Source organism: Porphyrobacter sp. SLTP (assembly GCF_009905735.1).
Taxonomy (GTDB): Bacteria; Pseudomonadota; Alphaproteobacteria; order Sphingomonadales; family Sphingomonadaceae; genus Erythrobacter.
In genome coordinates this window covers 13,778-36,535 of record NZ_JAAALE010000020.1, presented here as the reverse complement: position 1 = coordinate 36,535, position 22,758 = coordinate 13,778, and the positions used below count along the sequence as shown (strand labels likewise).

Below are 22,758 nucleotides of genomic sequence, written 5' to 3'. Positions count from 1 at the left end.
GCGCCCCCAATGTCAGCAAGCCTCAATACCCCGCTCACCCATGCCGTTACCTTGCCCTGCTGTATGCCGGAGAAGCCAAGCCATCGGCAAGGTCCGCATCTGGGAACGCGCTCACGAACGCCTGAGCTGTTTCGACATTGCGAAAATAGAATGCCGCCGTGCTGCAAGCCAAGCCGGGCGCACTGTGGCAGGCAAAATTCGCGGCTGGGACATTCGCCCTAAGCCAAGCCATCATTCTATCGAGCATGGTCCCAAGTCCTGTATCCGGCACGCGGATTTTTACCCGGACCGGAAAGGCCAATTCGTCCCGCTTCGCCTGCCGAATCGAATGCTGCGTCATTGGCAGAACATGAATGGAACAAACGTTGGTCGCAAGCCCCTCGCGCGCGCGAGAAAAACGGTGTTAGCATTTGAATGCAGGAATTGGACCGGTTTACGTCTGGGCAACCATAGAGCTTTGGTCATCCCCCTATAGCTCATGAAAACACGTTCTCTGCTGTGCCGCACTCTAGAGTGGCCGGGAGCTGACACGGGGTTGCAAGTTTTGATTGCAAAGTTGGATTCCTGACGCTAGCACACGCTCAACACGGCCGACCCCCACATCTTCGGATGTGCGCGGGTCGGTTTTCGTTTGTGCATGATGTTCGTTGGAAAAGCCTTATGCCTGAGGCCTACAATAAGACATTTCTGACAATCGATCAGCAAATCGCGAAACTAAAGAGCCGCCTTTTGCCGATCGACGATGACGCGGATGCCTCTGCCAAACTAGAGCATTATGGCTACTACCGGTTAAGCGGATATTGGCATTGTCTCCGCAAGTTTGACCTACTCAGCGGGGCCGCCCTAGACGATTTCAGAGAGGGAACAACCCTATCCCACGCAATCGAATTGCTCGAATTCGACTGCCGATTGCGAGCAGCCTTCCAAGGCGCAGCAGAAAAGATCGAAATCGCTTTACGGGTCCAAATCGCCATTTTGCTTGGCGCACAGGACCCGTGGGCACACCGTCAACCGGATAAGCTTTATAGCGGTTTCACTAGCCGTATCGATCCTAGGACAGGAACCATTCCTTACAACGAATGGATCTCCAAACTCGACCAGCACGAAGCGCGCTCAAAAGAGCAGTTTGCCGTTCATTTTCGTGAAAAATATCTTCAGCCTCCGCCGATTTGGGTCAGCATAGAGCTGTGGGATTTTGGCATGTTGTCCCGCTTGATAGGTGGGCTAACTGTCACAGACCAAAAAGCGCTAGGACAGAAGTATGGCCTTGCACGAAGGGAGTTACTCCCAAGCTGGGTCCGCTCGATAAATCACATTCGGAATGTGGCGGCACACCACTCACGTCTCTGGAATCGTTCGCCTGCAGACCAACCAGTGCCGCCAAAAGCTGGCGAGCTTCCCGAGCTTGATCATCTTGCGAACGACAACTTCGCCCTTGTCCGGCTATATGGGATTGCTGCGCCGATGCAGTATCTCCTGAGGCAGATCGATCCTAGTGCAGCATCAGAATGGGCGGAGAAGCTTAAACTTTTGATGCCAGAGTTCCCCGCTATTCCGGGAGTTCCTGTCACACAAACAGGTTTTCCGACCGGCTGGGAACAATTGGCACTCTGGAACTAAACCGCCTTCAAATTTTGCGACCGTCCCCAACGCTGCCGATAATTGCGCCGCCAGGCTTCAGCAGCTCTAAGCCCGGACAATTCGCTGGGATGGTCAGCCCCTTGTTGAATCAGCTAAATTGTTAGACTCAATGCTCGTTCTTTGTCATTCATCCTCCAAGCTGATGCGGAGTGTCGCACAGTGAACAGGAGGGGTTTTCGATGAAAAGGTCGCTTTCGGCGCTTGCCGCCATATCTTTGCTCACAACGCCAGCTTTAGCTCAGGAAGCCCAGCCGGTCGCCGCGCCGCAGGCAATTCAGCCAGTATCTACGGCCAACGCTGTCCTTCGCGCCGGAACCCCGATCCAGCTTCGCATGATGGAAGAAATCACAACTGAGAAGAAGGCAGCGAAAGTCGGTCAACGCTTCATGCTGGAGGTTGCTGAGCCTGTTGAAGTGAACGGCGTGGAGGTGGTTCCGGCTGGGACGCCAGCGTGGGCCGAAATCACTGAGGTTCGCAATAAGGGTATGTGGGGTAAGTCCGGCAAACTAACTGCGCGCTTGCTCTACATCCGCGTCAACGGGCGACAAATTCGGCTCACCGGTTCATTTGACGACAAGGGCGTGACGGGCACCGCTGGCGTTATCGGCGCGGTCGCCTTGGTTCCTGTCGTCGGCTTTTTCGTTACCGGAACCAGTGCCGTCCTCCCCAAAGGTGGGGCAGTTGGCGGGTTCATTGATGAGGATGTTCAACTCGCTATTGCCAATACCGAACCGGCCCCGATGCAGGTTGGAGGAACGCAAGCGCCAATGAACGTTAACCCAGCTACCGCCAATCCAGACCCCGAGTAATTACCCCGCATTGAAACGATCGAGGGAGGCTAGCGGACCACGCGGCCTCCTTTTTTCGTTGGTTGGCCTAGTTTCTCCATTCGCCTCCATCGCTTGCCGATATGGGGCGGCGCCAGAACAAGCTCAGCCGCTACTGCCGGGTCGTCGCCCTTCGTGAGATAACTCCCCAGCCGCTCTAGGTTCTGCCCACAAAGGTCCGGGCTTGTCAAAGCGCGCTTGGAGAGCAAACGGAAAAGGGCCGCACATGCAAGCGCGGCCCTTCCCATTTCAGCAGGCGCTTAATGCTCAGAACTTGCCGAGCAGCGTCAGAATGCCCTGATTGCGGCTAACGTTAACCCCAGTGTCGAAGCCGAACAGAGCAGGGCTGCCGTAGTCGGAATAGCGGTATTCCAGACGGACCGCATAGTTACTCCCAAGATCGATCTCGCCGCCAGCGCCAATGCGGAAGCCGTCGAAATCGGTTGAGGTGGCGACTTCGCCCGTGCCGTCGTCATATTCGACTTCAATCGAAGCGTTGGTGTAGCCCGCCTTGACATAGAGCAGACCATTCTTGCCGGGGCGGAATCCGAGACGGCCACCGACGTAAAGGTCGCGCCCTGCATTAAGGGAAGCCCGGTCACCTTCAACGTCAATGTCGGTGACGGAAATGCCAAGGCTTGAGTCAGTGTATTCAGCTTCTACGCCGACCACGAGACCGCTCGCGGTTTCGTAGTCATAGCCAGCGGTAAGGCCAAACATCACGTCCTCATCGCTGCTAGAGAAGCCGTCGATTTCGGTCTCAACACTGTCAACGCCCACGATTGCGCCCGCCACGAATTTGCCGCCTGCGGTGCTTTCGTCTTGCGCCATTGCAGGAGCAGCAAGCGCAAAGCTGCTCACAGCCAAACCAACGAAAAATGGCTTCATAAACAGACCCTTTCTATGCCAAAATCGGCGGTGGGCCCGTGATCGAGCTACATAGATGTAACAATAACACAGATTAGAAACGGAGAGGTTCTGTCGCAATAATGGCCCGTCTCACGCGGCCAGCTCTGGCCCGCCAAACGGCGCAGACCATTGCTTCCCAGCACACAAGTTTTGCGTCCGCCCCCACCGCTTGCCGACAATCGTCCCGCCCGGTTTGAGCAGCCCCACACCTAACTCCGCAGCCACCACTCTATCACTGCTCTTGGTGAGATAATTCCCCAACCGCTCTAGGTTCTCCCGGTAAAGGCCCGGGCTTGTCCAAGCGCAATTGAGGCTCCCGCCCACTGGCCTAACCCGGCTCACGCCTTTGCAATATTGTCCGCCTGCCGCCTTGATCCAGCGCCGCGTGAGATAGCCAAGTTTCCAGCCGCGCGGCCAATGCATGGCGATGTGAACGTGCGCGCCGTGACGCGTCCCAATCTCCCGAACCCAAACCGCCGCAAAGCTCCCGCCTCTTGCCCGCGCATATCGGCGCGGAAGATTCAGCAACCGGCCCACGAATGCAGCCCCGTCCCGGTCGGCAATGCCCGCCAATTCGTAATCGACAATCCAGTGACGGGTGAGCGGCATTCCAGCCAGATCGGCATAGGCCATTGCCATCAGAATGCCCTCGGCTTGGCGCTGCGATAGGGCAGTCGTAACCCGGTCCCGACGATTGCGAGCGCCGCCCCATGTCCCGCGCGCACGCGTAATGTTCCGCGTGTCTGTCGTCCATCTCGCGCACGCGCGCGCGCGAGGCTCAAGGTGACACGGTTCGTCCGGTTGCAGCGGGGGAAAGCAATCTAGCGGCTGGGATGACGGGTAACTGTAAGTTTGCATGATGCGTGCCAATCGGGCTCGCGTGCCTGTTTCCCGCCTGTATTAACAGGCGAGCACCCAGCCGCGCTGTCCAAGTTTCAAGTTTTGTCAGGATAGGTCGGGACCACCGCGAAAAGTGGCCCCGCGCCCGTTTTTTACCGTTACTTAAACGGCTCCTGAGCCTCGGCTGGCGACATAGGTGGCAAGCGCCTCTGCCAGTGCCGGGACCGCATCAGGTGGGATTGTCACGCCTTTGCCGGTCGGCGTGGTTCCGCCATCGGCCCACCAGCGCAGCTCGAAGAACGTCTCGCCCTTGAAGCTCCGCTCTCCTGCCAGCACAAGCCCCCCGCGCTTGGGATATTGCCAGACAGGCGGCGAGGTGAAGCCGCTACCCTCCATGACGGTGCTCTCCCGGTATAGTTTGACCGACAAGCGCAATGGCGAGACGGTAGCGGGCGTGGCGATACGGACCTTCAAGCTCAGTCGTGATAGGCAAGCCATCCTCGCGCATGGCGTGGATCGAACCACCCAGCCGGGTATGCCAAGGCAGGGTATCCCATTGCGTAATGCCGCCCGGTGATGCGACAAGCATATCGAGCACGCGGGCGCGCTTACCCCTATATCGCCAAATGCGGCCTTCTGAGTCACAGTATGCAGTCTGAGCTAAGTTGTAGCGCAGATTGCTCTGAGAAGGGCTTACAGCGCATTCTAGGCCACTCTGGTTCTGCCTCGCGGCTGGGATGCTGCCTGTCCGTTCGGCTCCTGGCCTAATCGTGTTGCCATCCCTCTCCGTTTGGGAGTATCCGGGTTCTGCATTTGCTTGCACAGCGATGCTTTGGGGCTTGGACGATGCGACCCGTCCAAGCCCCATTTTCGTTTCAGGCGGTTGCATTGGCACCTCCTGCGATGATCGGAAGGCTAGCGGCCCAAGACTCTGCATCCTCCCGCGTGATGCGCGTTGCGCTGCCAAACTTGCGGAGCGTGATGCGGCCCGCCGCCGCCTCACGATACAACGAGGTTTTGCCGATGCGGTAGCGTTCGCAAAAGTCGGCAACGGTCATCAATTCAGATGGGGCTTGCATAACCCTGTCTCCTGCCCCGGAAGTTAGCGCCGAGGGACGCGCCCGGCGAATGCCAGTGCACCGACAGGGATACGGGGAAACGGCTAGGCCGTCCGGTTATTTGGGTTATTTGGGTTTTTCGCCCCTAAGAGCCCCAAGCAACTTACGTGCTTTCGGTTTGCAAGTTTCGGGCGAGGGTATTGCAACGCCGCGCTTTTCAAAGGATGCTATCAGCATCCTCTCAATTTCAGCCTGAACGCCGCGAGCTTCGATGTTCTCAAACTGAACGTCATGGTAAAAACGGGCGGCAACATCAGCGAATGCGGCTTCCCAATCATAACGCGTCGTCTGTTGCTCGGCTGGTAGGGAAACCCTCAGCCCAAGCAGCCGGTTAAGGGCCGTTGCTTCAATTTCGACGGCATATGCGTCGCTTTCCATATACACAAAACCAATGTCGTCCTCGAAGCCCCAACCGGGCGAGGAATACATTAATGTTCGGCGATGAAAGTGTCCAAGCTCCCAGTCGGCTTTGGTTTGAGTAATGGTGAAGTTATCTCTACCTAGTGAAACCCAGTCACTTGAGGTTTCATTTGGCGTCCCACTCAATTGCACGTAACCAATTTCGTTCAAATCATCAGCGTTTTTACCACGCGTTTTGGTAGCAAATGGAAAGTGGCAGGTATCCAAAATTCCCCTGCGCACTACCTCAGCAAAAATTGCTAAGTCATCTTTTCTTTCAAACTCAGTAGTGCTCATCTTCGGACGGAAGGCCCTTGCTTTAATCAGGTTCGAAGCAATCAGATGCTTCACCTCTTTTCGCCTTTGGATTGTCGCTTCGGTATCAGGCAACTTTGGGCAAGCCTCGCCTATGGCAATCCACTCGCTCACTTCGCCAACCGAACGACATTGCCGCCGCTCGCCCCGTCACAGTAGCTCGCCCAAGCCGCCATTAGCTCCCGACGCTTTTCCAACATTGTCCCGCGCTGATATGCGGCGACCGTCTTGTCGGTCACCACGTGCGCAAGCGCCGCTTCTGCCAGATCGGAAGGCCAATTGGTTTGCTCTGCCACCCAATCGCGGAAAGTGCTGCGAAAACCGTGCGCTGTGACGCTGACTCCCATGTCGCGGAGAGCCTTTGTCAGCGTCATGTCGGACAGAGGTTTGCCGCGCTTCTGGCCCGGAAAGACAAGGTCGGTATATTCCCGGCGATGCGCTTTCATCCGCTCGAATAGCGCCAGCGCTTGCGGAGAGAGCGGCACCACGTGTTCGCGGCCTGCCTTCATCCGCTCGGCGGGCACCGTCCATGTTGCCGCCTCTAGGTCCAATTCGCCCCAAGTCATCAACCGCACCTCACCCGACCGTGCGGCAGTCAGGATAACAGCTTCAAGCGCCAGCCGCCCCATGCTTTCAGTTTCGCGTATTTTAGGGACAAATAGGGGAATATCAGCGTGGGGAAGCGCGGCGTGATGCTTCACCTTGGCGCGCTGCTTGGGGAGAGCCTTATCGATCACCGGCATGGCAAGGCCGCTCGCACGGTATCCCTTGGCGACTGCCCAATCGATCACCGTAGCGATGCGCTGGCGCAACCGGCGCGCAGTTTCCGGCTTTTCCAGCCATATCGCTGCTAGGCAGTCGCGCACCGCCGCCGCGTCAATGTCGGCAACCGAACGATTGCCAAGCGAAGGCACCGCATAGGTTTCGAGCGTATTGAGCCATTGCGCCTTGTGCTTGGGGTTTTTCCAACTTGGCGCGTTCTCGGCATGAACCCTTTTTACGGCTACGGAAAACGTCGGAATGCCCGCCGCTTTGGCGCGCTCTGCCACCGGATCAATCCCTAGCTCGATCTTCTGGCGAACCTCTGCCGCGCGTTCGCGTGCAAGTTTAAGAGGAACCTTACTGGCGCTGCCCAATCCAATGTCGCGCCGCCGTCCGTCCTTTTGGACTCGGACAATCCAGCTTTTGCTGCCGCTTTTGCCCACGATAAGGGCAAGTCCCTCACCGTCGCCATACCGTCCCGGCGCTTTCGCTTTTGCGACTGCCGTTGCTGTCAGATTCCCCATTTCTATTTCCCCACACTCTTTCCCACACATTAGCGCGGATAGCAGGGAACGACAAGGGCCAGCCGGGAACGCGGCCCTTCACTACTTTCCTCTAAAATAGAGAAGTATAGAAACGGCTAGGGTCTGTCAGGATGGGGTAGCTGGCGGAGCAGGAGGGATTCGAACCCTCGATACGCTTTTGACGTATACACACTTTCCAGGCGTGCGCCTTCGACCACTCGGCCACTGCTCCGCATGACTTTCTCGTGCGCTAACGCTTCGCTGGCTGAGCGCAGATTTGTGCGCTCCCGCTTCGCTGCTTGAGCGCCTGAGAAGACAAGCACGCGCCACTAGCCGCGAATGGATTGCTTCGCAAGGCGCGTGGTGGCACCAATGTGGGCATGAGAACTTTGCTTCTGGCGGCTTCGGCTGTGCTCGCCCTTTCCCTGCCGCTTGCTGCACAAGAAGCGGCCAAGCCAGCTGCTCCGGCCCCGTCCGAAATCGTCGCCGCTGCGCCCAAGGCGGACTGGGTGGCGATCCCGGCGGAGGATCTTCTGGTGATGACCCTCGCGCCCGATGCCGACGGCAAGCCGCGGCAGGTGGTGATCCAGCTGATGCCAGCGCCGTTCAGCCAAGGCTGGGTGCACAACATCCGCCTGTTCGCGCGCGCCAAGTGGTATGACGGCATCTCGGTCAATCGGGTGCAGGACAATTATGTCACCCAGTGGGGCGATCCCAACTACGACAACCCGGAAGCGACGGGGAAGCCAAAGCCGCTGCCCGAGGGACTGAAGGTGATGGGGGAGGACGAATACACCGCCAGCCTTGCCGAATGGCAAAACCGCAATGCCGAGCGTGACAGAGCGCGACAGGATAAAGAAGCCGCGGACCTGGTGCTTCGGCCTGCAGAGACAGAGCCCTACCCTGCTTGGCAGAGTATCGACGCCTACGCCAACAATGTGAATTTCTATGACGGCTGGCCAGTCGCCACTGTATGGAGGAACAGCTTCCCACAGGCGTGGTGGCCCACCCACTGCTACGGCATGGTCGGCGTCGGGCGGAACTATTCGCCGGACACCGGATCGGGTGCGGAGCTTTACACGGTGATCGGCCATGCGCCGCGCCACCTGGATCGCAATATCGCGCTGGTCGGCCGGGTGATCGAGGGGATGCAGCATCTCTCGTCACTGCCGCGCGGGTCGGGCGATCTGGGGTTCTATACCGCCGAGGAAAGCGCCAAGCGCACGCCGATCATGTCGGTACGAGTGGCCAACGACCTGCCGATGAACGAACAACCAGCCTTCGAATACCTCTCGACCGAGAGCGAGACATTCGCGACTTATGCCGAGGCCATCGCCAACCGCCGAGATCCCTTCTTTATCACCCCCGCGGGCGGCGCGGACATCTGCAATATCCGCGTGCCGGTGCGGCGGGTGGCGCGATGACGAGGTGACGCGAAGCTACTGCCGTTCCGCCTGCGCCACCGCGTCGCTGGCGCGCAGGGCGGAGATGATGCGGTTGAGATGCCCCACATCCTGCACCTCGACCTCGACATCATAGGTAACGAAGGGGTGGTCGATATGGGCCTGCATCAGCGTGGTGACGTTGGCCTTGTTCTGCGCGAAGATCCCCGCCATTTCCGCCAACGTGCCGAGCCGGTCGTAGATCGTCACCGACAACTGGCCGACCGCGCCGACCGAGCGGTTGCCCCAGGCAAGATCGATCCAGTCGCTGTCCACACCGCTCGCCAGCATCAGGCAGTCGATGGCGTGGACCAGCACGGTCTCGCCCTTGCGGCGGATGCCGACGATGCGGTCGCCGGGGACGGGGTGGCAGCAGGGGGCAAGATCGAAAGCGACGCCGGGGGTGAGGCCGCGGATCGAGATCGCGCTTTCACGCCGCTCCCAATGCTCGTCCTCCTCGATGCCCGCCGTGCAGCCGGGGACGAGCGCTTCCATCACCTCGCGATCGGCAATCTTGGCCGCACCGATCGCGTACATCAGGTCATCAGGCTCTTCCATGCCGAGCCGTTCAACGGCGGCGCGGATCGCCTTCTTGCCGATCCGGGCGGGCACGCGGGCGGCGATTTCATCGAACAGCTTCGAGCCGATCTCGGCCACTTCGGCACGTTCCTTCATCCGCACCGCGCGGCGGATCGCTGCGCGCGCCTTGCCGGTGACGACGAAGGCCAGCCATGACAGCTGCGGGCTGGCGTGGGGGTTCTTAATGATCTCCACCACATCGCCATTGGCCAGCGGCGTGCGCAGCGGCATGTGCCGCCCGTTGATCTTCACGCCTGCCGTCTGCGTGCCGAGGTTGGTGTGCACCGCAAAGGCAAAGTCCACCGCAGTCGCGCCCTTGGGTAGCTGGAACAGCGCGCCTTTGGGGGTGAAGGCGAAGATGCGATCCTGATAGATCGCCATGCGCGTGTGCTCGAGCAGTTCCTCGGCATCGTGGCTGGCGTCCACAATCTCGATCAGATCGCGCAGCCAGCCCACCTCGCCATCGGGCCGGTCACCCTGCTTGTAGGCCCAGTGCGCGGCGAGGCCATATTCATTGGTGCGGTGCATTTCGCGCGTTCGTATCTGCACTTCCACGCGCATCGAGTTTTCGTACATCAGCGAGGTGTGCAGGGAGCGGTAGCCATTCGACTTCGGGGTCGAGATGTAATCCTTGAACCGTCCGGGCAGGAACTGCCACGTGGTGTGGAGGATGCCGAGGGCCTGGTAGCAATCGCCCTCGCTTTCGGTCAGGACGCGGAAGGCCATGATGTCGGTCACCTGTTCGAAGCTGACATGGCGTTCGGCCATCTTGTGCCAGATCGAAAAGGGGTGTTTCTCGCGCCCGTAGACCTCGACCTTGAGGCCCGCTTCGGCAAGGCGCTGCTTCATCGTCAACGCGATCGCATCGACCTGCCCCCCGTCCTGCGAGCGCAGCTGATCGAGCCGGTTGGCGATGGTGGCGTGGGCCTCCGGTTCCAGCTCGCGGAAGGCCAATGCCTGCATTTCATGCATGTATTCGTACATGCCTACCCGCTCGGCCAACGGGGCGTAGATATCCATCGTCTCGCGGGCGATACGCTGGCGTTTTTCGGGCGACTTGATGAAATGCAGCGTGCGCATGTTATGCAGTCGGTCAGCCAGCTTGACCAGCAGCACGCGGATGTCTTCCGACATGGCGAGCAGGAATTTGCGCAGGTTTTCCGCTGCCCGCTCGTTCTCGGGCATGGCCTCGATCTTCGAGAGCTTGGTCACCCCGTCCACCAGCCGCGCGACCTCGGGGCCGAAATGGGCTTCGATATCCTCGATGGTGGCGAGCGTGTCCTCGACCGTATCGTGCAGCAGCGCGGTGATGATGGTGGCCTGATCGAGCTTCAGGTCGGTCATCAACCCGGCGACTTCGACCGGATGAGAGAAATAGGGGTCGCCGCTGGCGCGCTTCTGGGTGCCATGCTTCTGCACGGTGTAGACATAGGCGCGGTTGAGCATCGCCTCGTCGGCGTCGGGATCGTATTCGAGGACCTTCTCGACGAGTTCGTATTGGCGCAGCATCCCGATGAATATGGGGGCGGCGCTGCGGGCGGGCAAGCGCGATTGTTGCGGGGGCGAAGACTGAGTGTTATAACGCGCGTATGAACAAGCCGATCCCCCGCACCCGCAGCCTCAAGATCACCAAGATCGGGAATTCCGCCGGGATTATCCTGAGCAAGGAACTGCTTGCCACGCTCAACGCCAATATCGGTGATGAAATCAGTCTGACCCTGACCGATGAAGGTGTCACTCTGACCCCGGTTGACCCCGAGTTCGAGGAAGAAATGCGCCTCGCCCGCCAGATCATGCGAGAGCGCGTCAAGGTGCTGCGCGAGCTGGCGAAGTAAGCGCATGGCGGGATGGAGGTGGGTCAGCCATCGGGCGGCGCTGACGGCTCACGCCGAACAGATTGCCGAACATGGCGGCGGCACTGGGGTCCGCGACATGGGCCTGTTTGAAAGCGCGATGGCACGCCCGCAGCAATTGGAAGCCTATGGCGAGCCGGATGCGGCAGCTTTGGCTGCGGCCTATGCCTTCGGCTTGGCGAGAAACCATCCCTTCGTGGACGGCAACAAACGCACCGCCAACGTGGTCAGCTTGCTGTTCCTGCTCAAGAACGGATGGCGCGTGGAGGCAGATGATGCCGACATGACGGTGGCCTTCATCGCCCTCGCCGCCGGAGAGCTCTCCGAGGACGAACTCGCCGACTGGTTCCGGCAGCGGGTGGTCGCCTTAAGCTAGCCTCGGTTTAAGCCCACGCTGCGCATCATGACCACGTCGCCCGTGGCGGCAGACTCATCAGGATCGCGTCGATGTTGCCGCCGGTCTTCAGGCCGAAGATCGTGCCGCGGTCATAGACCAGATTGAATTCGGCATAGCGGCCGCGATACTCGAACATCTGCGCCTCGTCGGTGGCGTCGAAGGGCGTGTTCATTCGCTTGCGCACGATCATCGGATACACTGCAAGGAACTGCTTGCCGATATCCTTGATGAATTCGAAATTCGCTGCCCAGCCTGCGTCGTCGCCACATTCGAGATGGTCGGCGAAGATCCCGCCGACCCCGCGGCCCACTTGCCGGTGGGGGATGTAGAAATACTCCTCCGCCCACTTCGAGAAGCGCTCGTAATAATCGGCGCCGTGCGGATCGCAGGCGGCCTGCATCGCGGCGTGGAAGTCTGCCGTGTCTTCCGCATAAGGGATCGGCGGGTTCAAGTCCGCGCCGCCGCCGAACCACGCCTTGGTGGTGGTCAGGAAGCGGGTGTTCATGTGGACGGCGGGCACATGCGGGTTGGTCATGTGCGCCACAAGGCTGATGCCCGTAGCGACAAATCCCGGAGCATCCGCGCTGGCGCCGTTGATGGAGCCGGCAAACTCCTTGGCAAAGCTGCCGCGCACGGTCGAGACATTCACCCCGACCTTTTCGAACACCTTGCCCTTCATCAACCCCTGCACCCCGCCGCCGGGATCGGGATTGCCTTCTTCTTCGCGGTTCCAGGGAGTGTATTGGAAGCTGGCATCAGAGCCCGCCTCACGTTCGATCGCTTCAAATTCCGCGCAGATCTGGTCGCGCAGGCTTTCGAACCACACCTTCGCCTGCGCCGTCTTGTCGGACCAATCCATGACAACAATACCCTCCCGTTCGCCCTGAGCTTGTCGAAGGGCCGCATTTCTTTCAAGCCACCGCGATAGAAGAAAGTGCAGGCCTTCGACAAGCTCAGGCTCAACGGATTCTTTGAGGTTGTGAATTGACTGAGCTTGCTTCAGACGATCCCCATGGTTCCCGCTATGTTCGCCCCCTTCCCCTTCGCCGGGCATGAAATGCTGCTGGGCCCGGCGCGCGCGCTCTATTGGCCAGCGGAACGCGCGTTGCTGGTCGCCGATCTGCATTTGGAAAAAGCGAGCTGGTTTGCGGCGCGCGGCCAGATGCTCCCGCCCTATGACAGCCGTGACACGCTGGAACGGCTGGCGGATGCGGTGCGGGTGACAGGCGCGCGGCGGGTGATCACGTTGGGTGATAACTTCCACGATGACGCGGGCGCTTTGCGGCTGGACGCGCATTCGACCGGGATGCTGGAAGCGCTCACCCGCGCGCTCGACTGGGTGTGGATCACGGGCAACCACGACGAAGAATTGCCCAAGGGCTTCGGCGGGACGATCCTGTCTGAGCTGCAAGTCGGCGGGATCACCTTGCGCCACGAGGCGCGGGCCGGAGAGACCGCGCCGGAGCTGTCGGGCCACTATCACCCCAAGCTGCGCGTGAATGTCCGCAATCGCCACATCGCCCGCCCTTGCGCGGTCATGGGGCGCAGCGCCAGCGGGGCCGAGCGCATGATCCTCCCCGCTTTCGGCACGCTCACCGGCGGCATGGATGCGGGCGCGCCGGAGATCCTGAGCGCACTGCAACCCGCACAGCGGATCGAGGCGCTGATGCCCGCACGTGACCGGATCGCGCGCTTTCCCCTGTGGCAGGCGGCAGCGTAAGACTCTCCCTAGCGCTCGCGCGCATTTCGGACTAAGGAGCGCGCAGCACGTAAGTCACCACAGGAGAACACCCCATATCACGTCCACCCCGGCGCTCAATGGCCCCGCCCGTAAAAAGCGGCCCTCGTTTTGATAACATGATCAATGTCCCCAAGGTCCGCGTCATTGATGACGAAGGCGAAAACCTTGGCGTCATGTTCACCCGCGAAGCGATTGAGCAGGCCAATGAAAAGGGCCTGAACCTCGTCGAAGTGTCCCCCAATGCGGACCCGCCGGTGTGCAAGTACCTTGATGTCGGCAAATTCCGCTTTGAAGCGCAGAAGAAGGCCAACCTGGCGCGCAAGACGCAGAAGACCCAGGACATCAAGGAAGTGAAGATGCGGCCGAACATCGACACGCATGATTATGACGTGAAGATGCGCAACGTCGCCAAGTTCATCGATCATGGCGACAAGGTGAAGATCACCCTGCGGTTCCGTGGCCGCGAAATGGCGCACCAGCACCTTGGGATGGACCTGCTCAAAAAGGTGCAGGACGACGTCGCCGAGATTGCCAAGGTCGAAGCCTTCCCGCGGCTGGAAGGCCGCCAGATGCTGATGGTGCTCGCACCCAAATAAGCGCGCGGATTCAAGCAAGGGCAGAAGGGGGCGGACCGGTACGGTTCGCCCCTTTGTCGTTCAAGCGCGCCGACCAACACCTTGACGCGTCGACAAAATGCTGACGCCGCCCGATTGCGGGCAACACGAACCGCGCGATTTGTGCTATATGATCTCGACAGGGGGCAGGCACGCGGCGGCCCGTTCCCGACCCCGCCTTGCCGCTTCTTGACCCCCGCCAGGCTCCCGCCGGGAGCCCTGCTCTGACAGGACACTTCACGCTTATGCCGTTCCTGCCCATGCGTCTCGCCCGCCCTGCCCTGCTCGCTGGCGTTGCTTTGGCCATCGCCGTTCCGGCCCATGCCCAGACCCCGCTGAGCAATGACGCGCTGGCCACCTTCGCGCCTTCGCAGAGCCCCAACAACGACAAGATCGACTATTCGATCTGGGACGAGGCGATGAAGAACCTCGTTATCTCCATGGGGCCGTCGCTGCGCGAAGGCGCCGGTCGCCCCGACCCGAGCTTCGGCACCCGCCGCCAATACGGCCATGTCTCGCGCTACCGGCTCGAAGGCACGCGGGTGATGTTCAGCTTCCTCGATGCCGATGTGATCGCGAGCTTCACCGAATATCGCAAGGATCTGGAAAAGACCGCCGATATCGTTGATATCCAATCGCTTTCCCGCAATGAGCAGCTGGCCTTCTGGATCAACCTCCACAATGTCGCGATGGTGGAACAGATCGCCAATGCCTGGCCGGTTCGCCAGCCGCGCGAGATCAAGATTGACGGCGTTCCGCTTGACGAAGCGCGCTTTATCACCGTGGAAGGCATCAAGCTCTCCCCGCGCGATATCCGCGAGCAGATCGTCTATCGCCACTGGAAAGACCCGGTGGTGATGTATGGCTTCTGGCGCGGTGAGATTGGCGGGCCTTCGCTCCAGAAAGAAGCCTTCAATGCTGACAACGTCGCTCGCCTGCTGACCCGCGGCGCGGCCGACTTCGTCAACTCGCTGCGCGGGACGCAGGAAGGCGGCGGCAGGCTGCAAGTCTCCGAACATTACCGCGAGGCTGCTCCGTTCTTCTTCCCCGATTTCGAGAAGGATCTGCGCGCCCACCTGACCCGCTTCGCTGATGAGAAGACCGTAGCCCTGCTCGCCAGTGCCAGCGGCGCCGATCCGGTCGTCAACGAGCGGGATATCGCCGATTTGGAAGGCGGCGTGCGCGAGCCGACCTATTCGAACATCACCTCGAACGGCCAGTCCATCAGCTTCCGCATTCCCCAGAGCATGACCGCGCTGCTGCGCGAGCGTGAGGCCAAGTTCCAGGAGATCATCCGCCAAGGCCGCACCGGCACCGTGACCTTCAGCAATATCGACCTGCCCGGCGAGGCAGGCGGACCGGCCGAGGTCGAATAAGCGAGCGCGCCTCGGCAGATATGTCGCGGCAAGCTCGCCGCGCATCGGCACGACAACCGTCCCTATCGTAACCTTGCCGGGCGATGTGCTCGGCGAGGCTGCGGGGTATGCGAACCTGCATGAATTTGCATTCATCGCCGATTTATCGCCATGATATAGCTTGGCTTTCGGACGGGTTCGAATCCTTTGGTGGGAGAGACGATATGCTGCCGAAATCCATGATCGCACTGCTGGCCGGCTCGGCGCTGGCCATGCCAGCCCTTGCTGCGGCGGAGACCCCGGAGACTCATCCCCAATCGGACCGGGATGGACTTCACTTCGTGCATGGCATCGCAACCGCTGACGCGCCGAACGCACGCGCGGATGAGCGGCTGGCGATCTTCACCCCGACCAGCAATCCCATTCGTCACCGGATCGATTACGAAATCTGGGATTACGCGCTCAAGAACATTATCGTTTCGATGGGCCCCTCGACCCGCCAGGGCGCGCCGAGGCCTGACCCCGTGATCGGCTCACGACTGAAAAGCGGGCCGCAGTCGCGCTATCGGCTCGAAGGATCGCTCGTGATGTTCCGGTTCTTCGACAAGGAGGTGATCGAGAGCTTTACCGAGTACCGTCAGGATCTGGAACGGGTGGTCGAAACCCAGGACATCTCGGCCCTGCCGCGCAACGAACAACTCGCGTTCTGGCTCAACCTCCACAACGTCGCGATGATGGAGCAGATCGCCAAGGAATGGCCGGTGCGCGAACCGCGCGACATCATGATCGGCGGCCAGCCGCTCGACGAGGCGAAGTTCATCACCCTGCGCGGTATTCCGGTCTCGCTGCGCGACATCCGCGAGAATATCGTCTTCCGCCACTGGAAGGACCCCAAGGTGATCTACGGCTTCTGGCGCGGCGAGATCGGTATGCCGCACCTGCAATCCTATGCCTTCACCGGCGCCAATGTCAGCTCGCTGCTGGATGTGGCTGCTGCCGATTTCGTCAACTCACTGCGCGGTACGCAGAAGATGTCCGGCAAGCTGGTGGTGTCGGAACTCTACGCCGAAGTCGCGCCGTTCTATTTCCCCGATTTCGACAACGACCTGCGCGCGCATCTCGCCAACTATGCCGAGGAGCCGGTGGTAGAACTGCTGGCGAAGACTGACCAGACCGTCGCCAGCATCCGGGAGGCTGATATTGCCGATCTCCACGGAGGGGCTCGCCCGACGAGCTATCAGCCGGTCATGACCGAGCCGGGACTTGCCAGTGATCGACCGATCTGCACCGAGCGCATGGGTCAGGCCTCTTGTGATGTGCTGTTTGCCCGGTCGCTCAAGCTGCAACGCATGGAGCGGCGCGATCAGCCGACCTCCCGCGTGTTCTTCTCGAACATCGATCTGCCGGGCGACCCGCCGAACAAGAACGCTGTCGAGTGACCCAACGCACCTGAGGCTTGCCGCGACCGGCGCCTTGCTGATAGGCCCCTGCGGTAAGGTCAGGGGAGATCGCCAAGCATGCCAGCGCGCCGGATCGGCCTTATCCTCGGCCCGCTGGCGTTTGGCTTGACGTTTGTGCTCGCCCCGCCCGCCGGAATGCCGCCGGGGGCGTGGCTGGTGGCGGGTTTGGTCCTGTGGATGGCCGCCTGGTGGATGACCGAGGCCGCGCCGCTCAGCGTCACGGCCCTGCTGCCCTTCATTGTCCTGCCGCTGTCGGGCGTTTCGACGGGCGAGGTGGTGGCAGGCACCTACTATTCCCCGATCCTGTTCCTGCTCTTGGGCGGGGCCTTCATCGCGCTGGCGATTGAACGCACCGGTCTCCACCGCCGTCTGAGCGTCGCGATTCTGAGAATGGTGGGCACCAGGGGTGGCCCGGGACGCTTGCTGCTGGCCTTCATGATTGCCGCAGCGCTGCTGTCGATGTTCATCTCCAACACCTCGACCGCGCTGATCATGATGCCCATGGCGCTGGCGGTGCTGGAAGGCGGCGGGAGCGTGCGCGAGGGGGATCGGCTCCCACAAGACGGTATCGCCGGCGCTCTGCCGATGGGAATCGCTTTTGCCGCCAGCATCGGCGGGCTGGGCACCATCGTCGGCTCGCCCACCAATGCCATTGCCGTGGGCCTGCTGGACCAGATCGCGGGCGTGCGGATCACCTTTGCGCAATGGGCGCTGTACGGGGTGCCGCTGGTGCTGCTGAGCATCCCGCTGGCCGCAGGGATCGTGGGGCGGGTTTTGCGGGTGGCCGATCACCCCTTCGATCTCGCCGCCGCGCGCGCGGCGATCGATAGCCACGCGGCATGGACCCTGCCGGAGAAGCGGCTGGTGCCGCTGTTCGCCCTCACCTTTATTGCCTGGGTCACGCAGCCGCTGGTCGCGCCATTGCTGCCGTCCGGGTCCTGGTCGGATGGGACGATTGCGGTGATCGCGGCGCTGGCGCTGTTCTTGCTGCCCGATGGCACAGGACGTCCGCTGCTGGTGTGGAAGGAAGCCGAACGCGCGCCGTGGAGCGTGATCTTCATGTTCGGCGGAGGGCTGGCGCTGGCGGGCGGGATGCAGGCTTCGGGCCTTGCGGGATGGATCGGGCAGGCGCTGCTACCGCTGGCCGGGTGGCCGCTGATACTGGTTGCGCTCACGGTGGTGGCACTGGTGATCGTGGTGACCGAGTTTGCAAGCAACGTCGCGACCGCCACCGGGATCATGCCCGTCATCGCTGCGCTGGTGGTGGCGCTTGGGGCTGATCCGGTGCTGCTCGCGCTGCCGGCTGCGCTGGCGGCCAGCTGGGGCTTCATGCTGCCCGCCGGCACCGGGCCGAACGCCATCGCCTGGGCGACCGGACGCATCCGCATCGACGCAATGGTCAAAGCAGGCGCGCTGCTCGATGTGGCAGGCGTTGCGCTGATTGTGGGCGTGGTATGGGGCATTTCGGCGCTGACGTGACGCGGCGCTCGCATAAGGGAGACAGATGATGACCGACAGCCGCAAGCCGGTGTTCCTTGTGATCGGCGCTGGCGCCGGGATCGGCGGCAACGCCGCGATGCGCTTTGCCGCCGGCGGCTATCACGCGGTGCTGGCGCGCCGGTCGGACGAGGAAGGCCTTGCGCGGATGGTGGGCCAGATCGAAACGGCGGGCGGCTCGGCCAGCGGCACCCTGCTCAATGCGGCGGAGGATGGCACGATCGAGGAGCTGGTCGCCCGCGTCGAAGCCGACATCGGCCCGATCCACGCCGCGCTCTACAACCTCGGCGCGCAGATCGGGAATCGCGCGCTTGACCAGACCCCGCACCGCATCTTTGAGTTGGGCTGGCGGCTTGGCACCTATGGGGTCTTCCGCTTGGCTCACGCGCTGTTCCCGGCGATGGTGGAGCGCGCCAAGGCCGGAGCGCACGGCACGCTGCTGGTCACTTCGGCGACGGCGGCGGTGCGCGGCAATGCAGGGCAGCACAGCCATGCCGCCGCCATGGGCGGTCGGCGAATGTTGTGCCAGACCCTCAACGCCGAGTTCGCACGCCAAGGCGTGCACGTCGCCCACGTGATCGTCGACGGCCCGGTCGACGCGCCCGACACCCTCGGCAAGCTGCTGGGTGACAAGTTTGACGCCTTCAAACAGGGCAAGGGCCACGACGGCGTAATCGACCCGGCTGCTTTGGCCGAGACCTACTGGCACCTCGCCCACCAGCCGCGCAATTGCTGGAGCCACGAAGTCGATGTGCGCCCGTGGACCGACACCCCGTGGTGGAACGACAACCCCGATCCGCAGATCGACTCCAAGGGCAAGGGGTTTGCCGGACCGCGATCCGACTAGACGATCAGCCCCGCCACTCGCGGCGTTCTTCGGCGGCGCGCAGGACTTCATAGCTGGTCTGGATCAGCTGGAACTGCTTGGCTGCGTTGGCATCGCCGGGCTTTACGTCCGGGTGCACTTCCTTGGCGCGGTTGCGGTAGGCTTTCTTCACCGCATTGAAATCGGCGTCGGCTTCCAGCCCCAGCACCTCCAGCGCGCGCATCTCGTCGGCTGAGCGCGATCCGTCGCCCGATCCGGCCCAGCCGTAATGCGCCGATTCGGTATAGCCGGACGATTCCTGCCGCTCCGCATTGGCGCGCTCTTCCTTCTCAGCCTTGTCGAGGCCTTCGAAGTAATCCCACTTGGAATTATATTCCGCCGCGTGCTTCTGGCAGAAATACCACCGTTCAGGGCTGTTGGGGGCTTTGGGCGCGGGGCAATTGCCCGGCTCGTCACAGCCGTGGCGGTCGCAGATGCGCACATTGGTGGCCTCTTGCGAGGAGCCGTAGGGCCTCCAGCGCGGGAAGCCCCAATCCATTGATCGGCGGGCGCGGGTCATGCGCGAATCCGGGGGGCGCGGGGCAGAATGTCGTTGGTCGATTGTCTCACGCGCTCAATCTAGGCGCAGTAGCCCGTAATGGGAAGGCGTGAGACAGCGGGAACCGGTTGCAATGTGAAATGTTGCACCGCAATAGGACCGCCAGCGGCATATGACCCGCCGCACTTGAAAGACCGCATGATGAGCCAGCAATTGACCCTCTCCAGCCTGTTCTGCGTGCTCGCGCTCGCGGGGCTGTGCGTGGTCACCGGCGCGCGCGATCTCACCAGCGGTGCCGTCGGTCCGAAAGTCGCCGAACAGGCCGAGCTTTCGCCCGGCCTGCTCCAAGGCTGACAATCAGTTGATGATCACTGATGCGGCGCGGCGGTTCTGGGCCCAAGCGCTTTCATTCGAAGCCAGTGCCACCGGGCGCTCCTTGCCGTAGCTCACGACAGAAATGCGGTTCGGTGCCACACCGAGGCTGACGAGATAGGCCTTGGCCGCATCGGCCCGGCGTTCACCCAGCGCCAGGTTGTATTCGCGCGTCCCACGCTCGTCGGCATGGCCTTCGATGGTGAAGGTGATCTGCGGATAGCGGGCGAAATACTGCGCCTGCGCCTGCAATGCGGCGGCATCCTGCGAATCGACGTTGTAGCGATCGGTGTCGAAGTAGATCGTGGTCGAGGAACCGACCGCCGCGGCAAAATGCTGCTGCGTCCCGACCGCTGCGCCCGTGGGCGGCGGCGTGGGCTGGGTTTCGGTGCTCGTGTTGTCGACCGGAGCAGGCGGGAGGGTTTCCGGCGCCTTCTTGGCGCAGGCAGCGAGGCCAGTGGCAGACGCCAGCAGCAGGATCGTCGCAATCTTGGTGTTCATCGCTTGTGTTCCTTTCACATAAACAATCAGGGGCGGATCGGGCCCCATGCAGGGTCTGAAGCGTCAACGGGGGTCGGCAGGCGGCGCTCGTTCTGGCCGGTCAGATCGACCTGCCAGATGCCCGAACGCCCGGTGTTCTTTTCGGTGCGGAAGAACTGGATGATGCGGCCATTGGGCGCCCAGGTCGGCGCTTCATCCTGCCAGCCGCGGGTCAGCACCCGCATCCCGCCGCCGCCGGTGTTCATCACCGCGACGTTGAAGTCGCCAGCAATCCGCGTGAAGGCGATCTGATCGCCACGCGGGCTCCATTCGGGCGTGGCGCAGCGCCCACCGAAGAAGCTGATGCGCTTCTGGTTTTTGCCGTCGGCATCCATGACATAGCATTGCTGGCTGCCCGAACGGTCGCTTTCGAACACGATCTTGGAGCCATCGGGCGAGTAGGAACCGCCCACGTCGATCCCCGGATTGTCGGTCAGCTTGACGCTGGCCCCGCCGGTGGCTGGCACGCGGTAAATGTCGGTATTGCCCGCCACGGCCATCGAATAGAGGATGTACTTCCCATCGGGCGACCAGCGCGGGGCGATGGTGGGGTTGCGGTTCTCGCTCACCAGCGTCTGCTTGCCGGTTCCGATGTCATAGACATAGATGCGCGGATTGCCGTCGACATAGCTGAGATAGAGGATCTTCGAATAGTCGGGCGAGTACCGCGGGGTTAGCGCAGTGGCGCTGCCCAGCGTCAGGAAGCGGTGGTTCGCTCCGTCACTGTCCATCACCGCGAGGCGCTTCACCCGGCGATCCTTGGGCCCAGTCTCCGCGATATAGGCGATGCGGCTGTCGAAGAACGGGCTTTCACCGGTGAGGCGGCTGAAGATGAGGTCGGAACACTTGTGCGCCGCGCGCCGCCAATCGGCTGCGGCGACAACCCAGCCTTCACGCACCAGCTCGTTCTGCAGCGCAACGTCGTAGAGGTAGCAGCCGACCACGAGCTTCCCGTCATCGCGCGCGCGGACATAGCCGTGCACCAGCATCTCCGCCCCGCGCCCGCTCCATGTGTCGAAGGTCGGTGCGGTGATCTGGGTGAAGCCCGGCTGCGGCAGGCTGTCGGGACCGACCGGCTTGAACAGGCCGTTGTTGCGCAGGTTGGCGGTTATCACACGCGCGACTTCACGTCCCAGTGCGCCAGTTCCGGCCTCGTTGGCAGGGGTGGCGCGCTCGCGGTCGGTGGCAAAGGCAGGGATGGCGATGCCGATGTCCTGCCAAGCGCTTTCATCGGTGACGGTGAAGGAGATGCCCTCTTCCGCCTGCGCCTGCGAGGCATCGGTGGCCGCGCGTTCGACCGGGCCATCCTCACCAATGGGCGCACCCAAATCCTGCGCCATGAGAGACGCGGGGAACGCGGCGGTGACAAGCAGGGCGGCAAACAGAGCGGGTTTCATCGTGATGTATTCCTGTCAAACCGAGCGCCCCGGACAGTCTTCCAGGCCTCGTAATACTCTTCGGGCAGTTTGAACGGCGCGGCAAGCTGGACGGCACGGATCGCGTTTTCCGCGTGGCGCGCGGCCTGTGCGCGGTTGGAGTCGTTGACGCCGCTTTGGCTGCGCACCCGCGGGCGGCCTTTGAGAGTGCCATCGGGGTTGAGGTCGAAGTCGACCAACGTGACCAACAGGTCGACATCCACCCCCTGCGGCGCGGTCCAATGCGGCTTGACCTGGCGGGCGAGCGCCTGTCCGATGGACGCCTTGGCGGCAGCGCCAATCTGCGCAGCCGGTGCGCGGGTTTCCGTGGTTGTGGTCGAGCTGCCCTTACCTTCAAGGAAGTCGTCGCCGATCCGGCTGCCGCCGCCGCTCTTGGGTGCCGGTTTGGCCGCTGTCGTCGCAGGCTTGGCCGGGGTGCGGTCGGGGCGTGAACGGTCGCGGGTCGGCGCGGGCTGGGTCGTGGGTGTGCGGGTCGTCGGTTTGGGCGGGGTCGGCACCGGCCGCGCGGCAGGCTCAGGCTTGGCCGCTTCGGGCGCAGGCGCAGGGTCGTCCGACAGGGTGGGTGCGATCGCAGCGCGGCTTTCAGGCACCGGATCGGGCGCGGTTGCTTCAAGCCCGACTGCGGGTGTCAGGCTCACCGTCATCCGTTCCGGGAACACCGAAACCTCGCTGCGCACCGTCTGCATCAGCAGCACAGCCACCAGCGCGCCGTGCAGCACGACAGCGGCGGCGAGGCCGACCTTTTCGTCATTCCGGAGCGCGGTTTCTCCCAT

25 protein-coding genes and 1 tRNA gene are annotated in these 22,758 nt (G+C 62.0%); 12 read left to right on the top strand and 14 right to left on the bottom strand.

Going from position 1 to position 22,758, the window contains the following annotated elements; translation table 11 throughout:
* Nucleotides 1-46 precede the first annotated feature (46 nt).
* The gene (locus GVM20_RS14200; protein WP_166547840.1) at nucleotides 47-340 is read right to left on the bottom strand and encodes a hypothetical protein; all 294 of its coding nucleotides are present in this window, start codon (nucleotides 338-340) and stop codon (nucleotides 47-49) included.
* A 320-nt stretch (nucleotides 341-660) separates the two neighbouring features.
* Between GVM20_RS14200 and GVM20_RS14195 the strand changes: the two genes are divergently transcribed.
* On the top strand, nucleotides 661-1,620 hold the full coding sequence (locus GVM20_RS14195) for an Abi family protein (protein WP_199799628.1): 960 nt from the start codon (nucleotides 661-663) through the stop codon (nucleotides 1,618-1,620).
* 200 nt (nucleotides 1,621-1,820) lie between these two features.
* Nucleotides 1,821-2,450 (top strand): hypothetical protein, encoded by a 630-nt coding sequence (locus GVM20_RS14190; protein ID WP_234032033.1) that lies wholly within the window; start codon nucleotides 1,821-1,823, stop codon nucleotides 2,448-2,450.
* 285 nt (nucleotides 2,451-2,735) lie between these two features.
* Here GVM20_RS14190 and GVM20_RS14185 read toward each other — a convergent pair whose 3' ends face one another.
* The 7 genes from GVM20_RS14185 to GVM20_RS14155 all read right to left on the bottom strand — a co-directional run bounded on the left by GVM20_RS14185 (nucleotide 2,736) and on the right by GVM20_RS14155 (nucleotide 7,567).
* Nucleotides 2,736-3,356: an outer membrane protein gene (locus tag GVM20_RS14185; protein WP_166547839.1), complete on the bottom strand. Its 621-nt coding sequence runs from the start codon at nucleotides 3,354-3,356 to the stop codon at nucleotides 2,736-2,738.
* 111 nt (nucleotides 3,357-3,467) lie between these two features.
* A complete protein-coding gene (locus GVM20_RS14180) occupies nucleotides 3,468-4,016 on the bottom strand; it encodes a hypothetical protein (RefSeq protein ID WP_166547838.1) in 549 nt (182 codons plus the stop codon).
* 363 nt (nucleotides 4,017-4,379) lie between these two features.
* Entirely contained in the window at nucleotides 4,380-4,691 is a 312-nt protein-coding gene (locus GVM20_RS14175; protein ID WP_166547837.1) for a transcriptional coactivator p15/PC4 family protein, read from the bottom strand.
* 401 nt (nucleotides 4,692-5,092) lie between these two features.
* Nucleotides 5,093-5,275: a helix-turn-helix domain-containing protein gene (locus GVM20_RS14170; RefSeq protein ID WP_166547836.1), complete on the bottom strand. Its 183-nt coding sequence runs from the start codon at nucleotides 5,273-5,275 to the stop codon at nucleotides 5,093-5,095.
* A gap of 126 nt (nucleotides 5,276-5,401) precedes the next feature.
* Nucleotides 5,402-6,124: a hypothetical protein gene (locus GVM20_RS14165; RefSeq protein ID WP_166547835.1), complete on the bottom strand. Its 723-nt coding sequence runs from the start codon at nucleotides 6,122-6,124 to the stop codon at nucleotides 5,402-5,404.
* Nucleotides 6,125-6,159: 35 nt separating this feature from the next.
* Nucleotides 6,160-7,335, bottom strand: coding sequence for a tyrosine-type recombinase/integrase (locus GVM20_RS14160; protein WP_166547834.1), 1,176 nt, complete (start codon nucleotides 7,333-7,335; stop codon nucleotides 6,160-6,162).
* Between the two features lie 141 nt (nucleotides 7,336-7,476).
* Nucleotides 7,477-7,567 (bottom strand) — tRNA-Ser (locus GVM20_RS14155).
* A gap of 148 nt (nucleotides 7,568-7,715) precedes the next feature.
* Between GVM20_RS14155 and GVM20_RS14150 the strand changes: the two genes are divergently transcribed.
* Complete coding sequence (locus tag GVM20_RS14150) at nucleotides 7,716-8,759, top strand: peptidylprolyl isomerase (RefSeq protein ID WP_166547833.1); 1,044 nt, start codon at nucleotides 7,716-7,718, stop codon at nucleotides 8,757-8,759.
* A gap of 15 nt (nucleotides 8,760-8,774) precedes the next feature.
* Here GVM20_RS14150 and GVM20_RS14145 read toward each other — a convergent pair whose 3' ends face one another.
* Entirely contained in the window at nucleotides 8,775-10,865 is a 2,091-nt protein-coding gene (locus tag GVM20_RS14145; protein WP_166547832.1) for a RelA/SpoT family protein, read from the bottom strand.
* 80 nt (nucleotides 10,866-10,945) lie between these two features.
* Here GVM20_RS14145 and GVM20_RS14140 point away from each other — a divergent pair, with 80 nt between their 5' ends.
* Together GVM20_RS14140 and GVM20_RS14135 are read left to right on the top strand one after the other, a co-directional pair.
* Nucleotides 10,946-11,191 carry an AbrB/MazE/SpoVT family DNA-binding domain-containing protein gene (locus GVM20_RS14140; RefSeq protein WP_166547831.1) on the top strand — a complete coding sequence of 82 codons (246 nt, stop codon included), beginning with the start codon at nucleotides 10,946-10,948 and terminating at the stop codon, nucleotides 11,189-11,191.
* A 4-nt stretch (nucleotides 11,192-11,195) separates the two neighbouring features.
* Complete coding sequence (locus GVM20_RS14135) at nucleotides 11,196-11,585, top strand: type II toxin-antitoxin system death-on-curing family toxin (protein WP_166547830.1); 390 nt, start codon at nucleotides 11,196-11,198, stop codon at nucleotides 11,583-11,585.
* Between the two features lie 25 nt (nucleotides 11,586-11,610).
* On the opposite strand, the gene hemF is transcribed toward GVM20_RS14135, so the two are convergent.
* The gene (gene hemF / locus GVM20_RS14130; protein WP_166547829.1) at nucleotides 11,611-12,465 is read right to left on the bottom strand and encodes an oxygen-dependent coproporphyrinogen oxidase; all 855 of its coding nucleotides are present in this window, start codon (nucleotides 12,463-12,465) and stop codon (nucleotides 11,611-11,613) included.
* A 165-nt stretch (nucleotides 12,466-12,630) separates the two neighbouring features.
* On the opposite strand from hemF, the gene pdeM reads away from it, so the two are divergent.
* The 6 genes from pdeM (at nucleotide 12,631) to GVM20_RS14100 (ending at nucleotide 19,120) form a co-directional block, all read left to right on the top strand.
* Nucleotides 12,631-13,326, top strand: coding sequence for a ligase-associated DNA damage response endonuclease PdeM (gene pdeM / locus GVM20_RS14125; RefSeq protein WP_199799627.1), 696 nt, complete (start codon nucleotides 12,631-12,633; stop codon nucleotides 13,324-13,326).
* Between the two features lie 98 nt (nucleotides 13,327-13,424).
* Nucleotides 13,425-13,943 (top strand): translation initiation factor IF-3, encoded by a 519-nt coding sequence (infC, locus tag GVM20_RS14120; RefSeq protein WP_160760324.1) that lies wholly within the window; start codon nucleotides 13,425-13,427, stop codon nucleotides 13,941-13,943.
* A gap of 263 nt (nucleotides 13,944-14,206) precedes the next feature.
* Nucleotides 14,207-15,337, top strand: a complete 1,131-nt coding sequence (locus GVM20_RS14115; RefSeq protein ID WP_234032032.1) for a DUF547 domain-containing protein — start codon at nucleotides 14,207-14,209, stop codon at nucleotides 15,335-15,337.
* 203 nt (nucleotides 15,338-15,540) lie between these two features.
* Nucleotides 15,541-16,755 (top strand): DUF547 domain-containing protein, encoded by a 1,215-nt coding sequence (locus tag GVM20_RS14110; RefSeq protein WP_234032031.1) that lies wholly within the window; start codon nucleotides 15,541-15,543, stop codon nucleotides 16,753-16,755.
* Nucleotides 16,756-16,833: 78 nt separating this feature from the next.
* A complete protein-coding gene (locus GVM20_RS14105; protein WP_166547827.1) occupies nucleotides 16,834-18,255 on the top strand; it encodes an SLC13 family permease in 1,422 nt (473 codons plus the stop codon).
* A 28-nt stretch (nucleotides 18,256-18,283) separates the two neighbouring features.
* Nucleotides 18,284-19,120 (top strand): SDR family NAD(P)-dependent oxidoreductase, encoded by an 837-nt coding sequence (locus GVM20_RS14100; protein ID WP_166547826.1) that lies wholly within the window; start codon nucleotides 18,284-18,286, stop codon nucleotides 19,118-19,120.
* A 4-nt stretch (nucleotides 19,121-19,124) separates the two neighbouring features.
* On the opposite strand, the gene GVM20_RS14095 is transcribed toward GVM20_RS14100, so the two are convergent.
* Complete coding sequence (locus tag GVM20_RS14095; RefSeq protein WP_160760322.1) at nucleotides 19,125-19,658, bottom strand: J domain-containing protein; 534 nt, start codon at nucleotides 19,656-19,658, stop codon at nucleotides 19,125-19,127.
* A gap of 180 nt (nucleotides 19,659-19,838) precedes the next feature.
* On the opposite strand from GVM20_RS14095, the gene GVM20_RS14090 reads away from it, so the two are divergent.
* Nucleotides 19,839-19,991: a hypothetical protein gene (locus tag GVM20_RS14090; RefSeq protein ID WP_166547825.1), complete on the top strand. Its 153-nt coding sequence runs from the start codon at nucleotides 19,839-19,841 to the stop codon at nucleotides 19,989-19,991.
* A 3-nt stretch (nucleotides 19,992-19,994) separates the two neighbouring features.
* Here the strand turns inward: GVM20_RS14090 and pal are convergent, their stop codons facing one another.
* From pal to tolA, 3 genes are read right to left on the bottom strand one after another with little or no spacing between them, the layout of a single operon-like run.
* The gene (gene pal, locus GVM20_RS14085) at nucleotides 19,995-20,510 is read right to left on the bottom strand and encodes a peptidoglycan-associated lipoprotein Pal (RefSeq protein WP_199799626.1); all 516 of its coding nucleotides are present in this window, start codon (nucleotides 20,508-20,510) and stop codon (nucleotides 19,995-19,997) included.
* Between the two features lie 26 nt (nucleotides 20,511-20,536).
* Entirely contained in the window at nucleotides 20,537-21,946 is a 1,410-nt protein-coding gene (tolB, locus tag GVM20_RS14080; protein WP_166547824.1) for a Tol-Pal system beta propeller repeat protein TolB, read from the bottom strand.
* Nucleotides 21,943-22,758 carry a cell envelope integrity protein TolA gene (tolA, locus tag GVM20_RS14075; protein WP_166547823.1) on the bottom strand — a complete coding sequence of 272 codons (816 nt, stop codon included), beginning with the start codon at nucleotides 22,756-22,758 and terminating at the stop codon, nucleotides 21,943-21,945. The genes tolB and tolA overlap by 4 nt, the downstream gene beginning before the upstream one ends.

Excerpts from the sequence above, each read along its gene's own strand:
- GVM20_RS14095 (WP_160760322.1), bottom strand. The coding sequence starts at position 19,658 with ATGACCCGCGCCCGCCGATCAATGGATTGGGGCTTCCCGCGCTGGAGG.
- GVM20_RS14115 (WP_234032032.1), top strand. The coding sequence starts at position 14,207 with ATGCCGTTCCTGCCCATGCGTCTCGCCCGCCCTGCCCTGCTCGCTGGC.
- GVM20_RS14185 (WP_166547839.1), bottom strand. The coding sequence starts at position 3,356 with ATGAAGCCATTTTTCGTTGGTTTGGCTGTGAGCAGCTTTGCGCTTGCT.
- GVM20_RS14135 (WP_166547830.1), top strand. The coding sequence starts at position 11,196 with ATGGCGGGATGGAGGTGGGTCAGCCATCGGGCGGCGCTGACGGCTCAC.
- GVM20_RS14105 (WP_166547827.1), top strand. The coding sequence starts at position 16,834 with ATGCCAGCGCGCCGGATCGGCCTTATCCTCGGCCCGCTGGCGTTTGGC.
- GVM20_RS14200 (WP_166547840.1), bottom strand. The coding sequence starts at position 340 with ATGACGCAGCATTCGATTCGGCAGGCGAAGCGGGACGAATTGGCCTTT.
- pal (WP_199799626.1), bottom strand. The coding sequence starts at position 20,510 with ATGAACACCAAGATTGCGACGATCCTGCTGCTGGCGTCTGCCACTGGC.
- pdeM (WP_199799627.1), top strand. The coding sequence starts at position 12,631 with ATGTTCGCCCCCTTCCCCTTCGCCGGGCATGAAATGCTGCTGGGCCCG.
- GVM20_RS14090 (WP_166547825.1), top strand. The coding sequence starts at position 19,839 with ATGAGCCAGCAATTGACCCTCTCCAGCCTGTTCTGCGTGCTCGCGCTC.
- GVM20_RS14170 (WP_166547836.1), bottom strand. The coding sequence starts at position 5,275 with ATGACCGTTGCCGACTTTTGCGAACGCTACCGCATCGGCAAAACCTCG.
- tolB (WP_166547824.1), bottom strand. The coding sequence starts at position 21,946 with ATGAAACCCGCTCTGTTTGCCGCCCTGCTTGTCACCGCCGCGTTCCCC.
- GVM20_RS14100 (WP_166547826.1), top strand. The coding sequence starts at position 18,284 with ATGACCGACAGCCGCAAGCCGGTGTTCCTTGTGATCGGCGCTGGCGCC.
- hemF (WP_166547829.1), bottom strand. The coding sequence starts at position 12,465 with ATGGATTGGTCCGACAAGACGGCGCAGGCGAAGGTGTGGTTCGAAAGC.
- infC (WP_160760324.1), top strand. The coding sequence starts at position 13,425 with ATGGCCCCGCCCGTAAAAAGCGGCCCTCGTTTTGATAACATGATCAAT.
- GVM20_RS14150 (WP_166547833.1), top strand. The coding sequence starts at position 7,716 with ATGAGAACTTTGCTTCTGGCGGCTTCGGCTGTGCTCGCCCTTTCCCTG.
- GVM20_RS14140 (WP_166547831.1), top strand. The coding sequence starts at position 10,946 with ATGAACAAGCCGATCCCCCGCACCCGCAGCCTCAAGATCACCAAGATC.
- GVM20_RS14180 (WP_166547838.1), bottom strand. The coding sequence starts at position 4,016 with ATGGCAATGGCCTATGCCGATCTGGCTGGAATGCCGCTCACCCGTCAC.
- GVM20_RS14190 (WP_234032033.1), top strand. The coding sequence starts at position 1,821 with ATGAAAAGGTCGCTTTCGGCGCTTGCCGCCATATCTTTGCTCACAACG.
- tolA (WP_166547823.1), bottom strand. The coding sequence starts at position 22,758 with ATGGGAGAAACCGCGCTCCGGAATGACGAAAAGGTCGGCCTCGCCGCC.
- GVM20_RS14195 (WP_199799628.1), top strand. The coding sequence starts at position 661 with ATGCCTGAGGCCTACAATAAGACATTTCTGACAATCGATCAGCAAATC.
- GVM20_RS14145 (WP_166547832.1), bottom strand. The coding sequence starts at position 10,865 with ATGCTGCGCCAATACGAACTCGTCGAGAAGGTCCTCGAATACGATCCC.
- GVM20_RS14160 (WP_166547834.1), bottom strand. The coding sequence starts at position 7,335 with ATGGGGAATCTGACAGCAACGGCAGTCGCAAAAGCGAAAGCGCCGGGA.
- GVM20_RS14110 (WP_234032031.1), top strand. The coding sequence starts at position 15,541 with ATGCTGCCGAAATCCATGATCGCACTGCTGGCCGGCTCGGCGCTGGCC.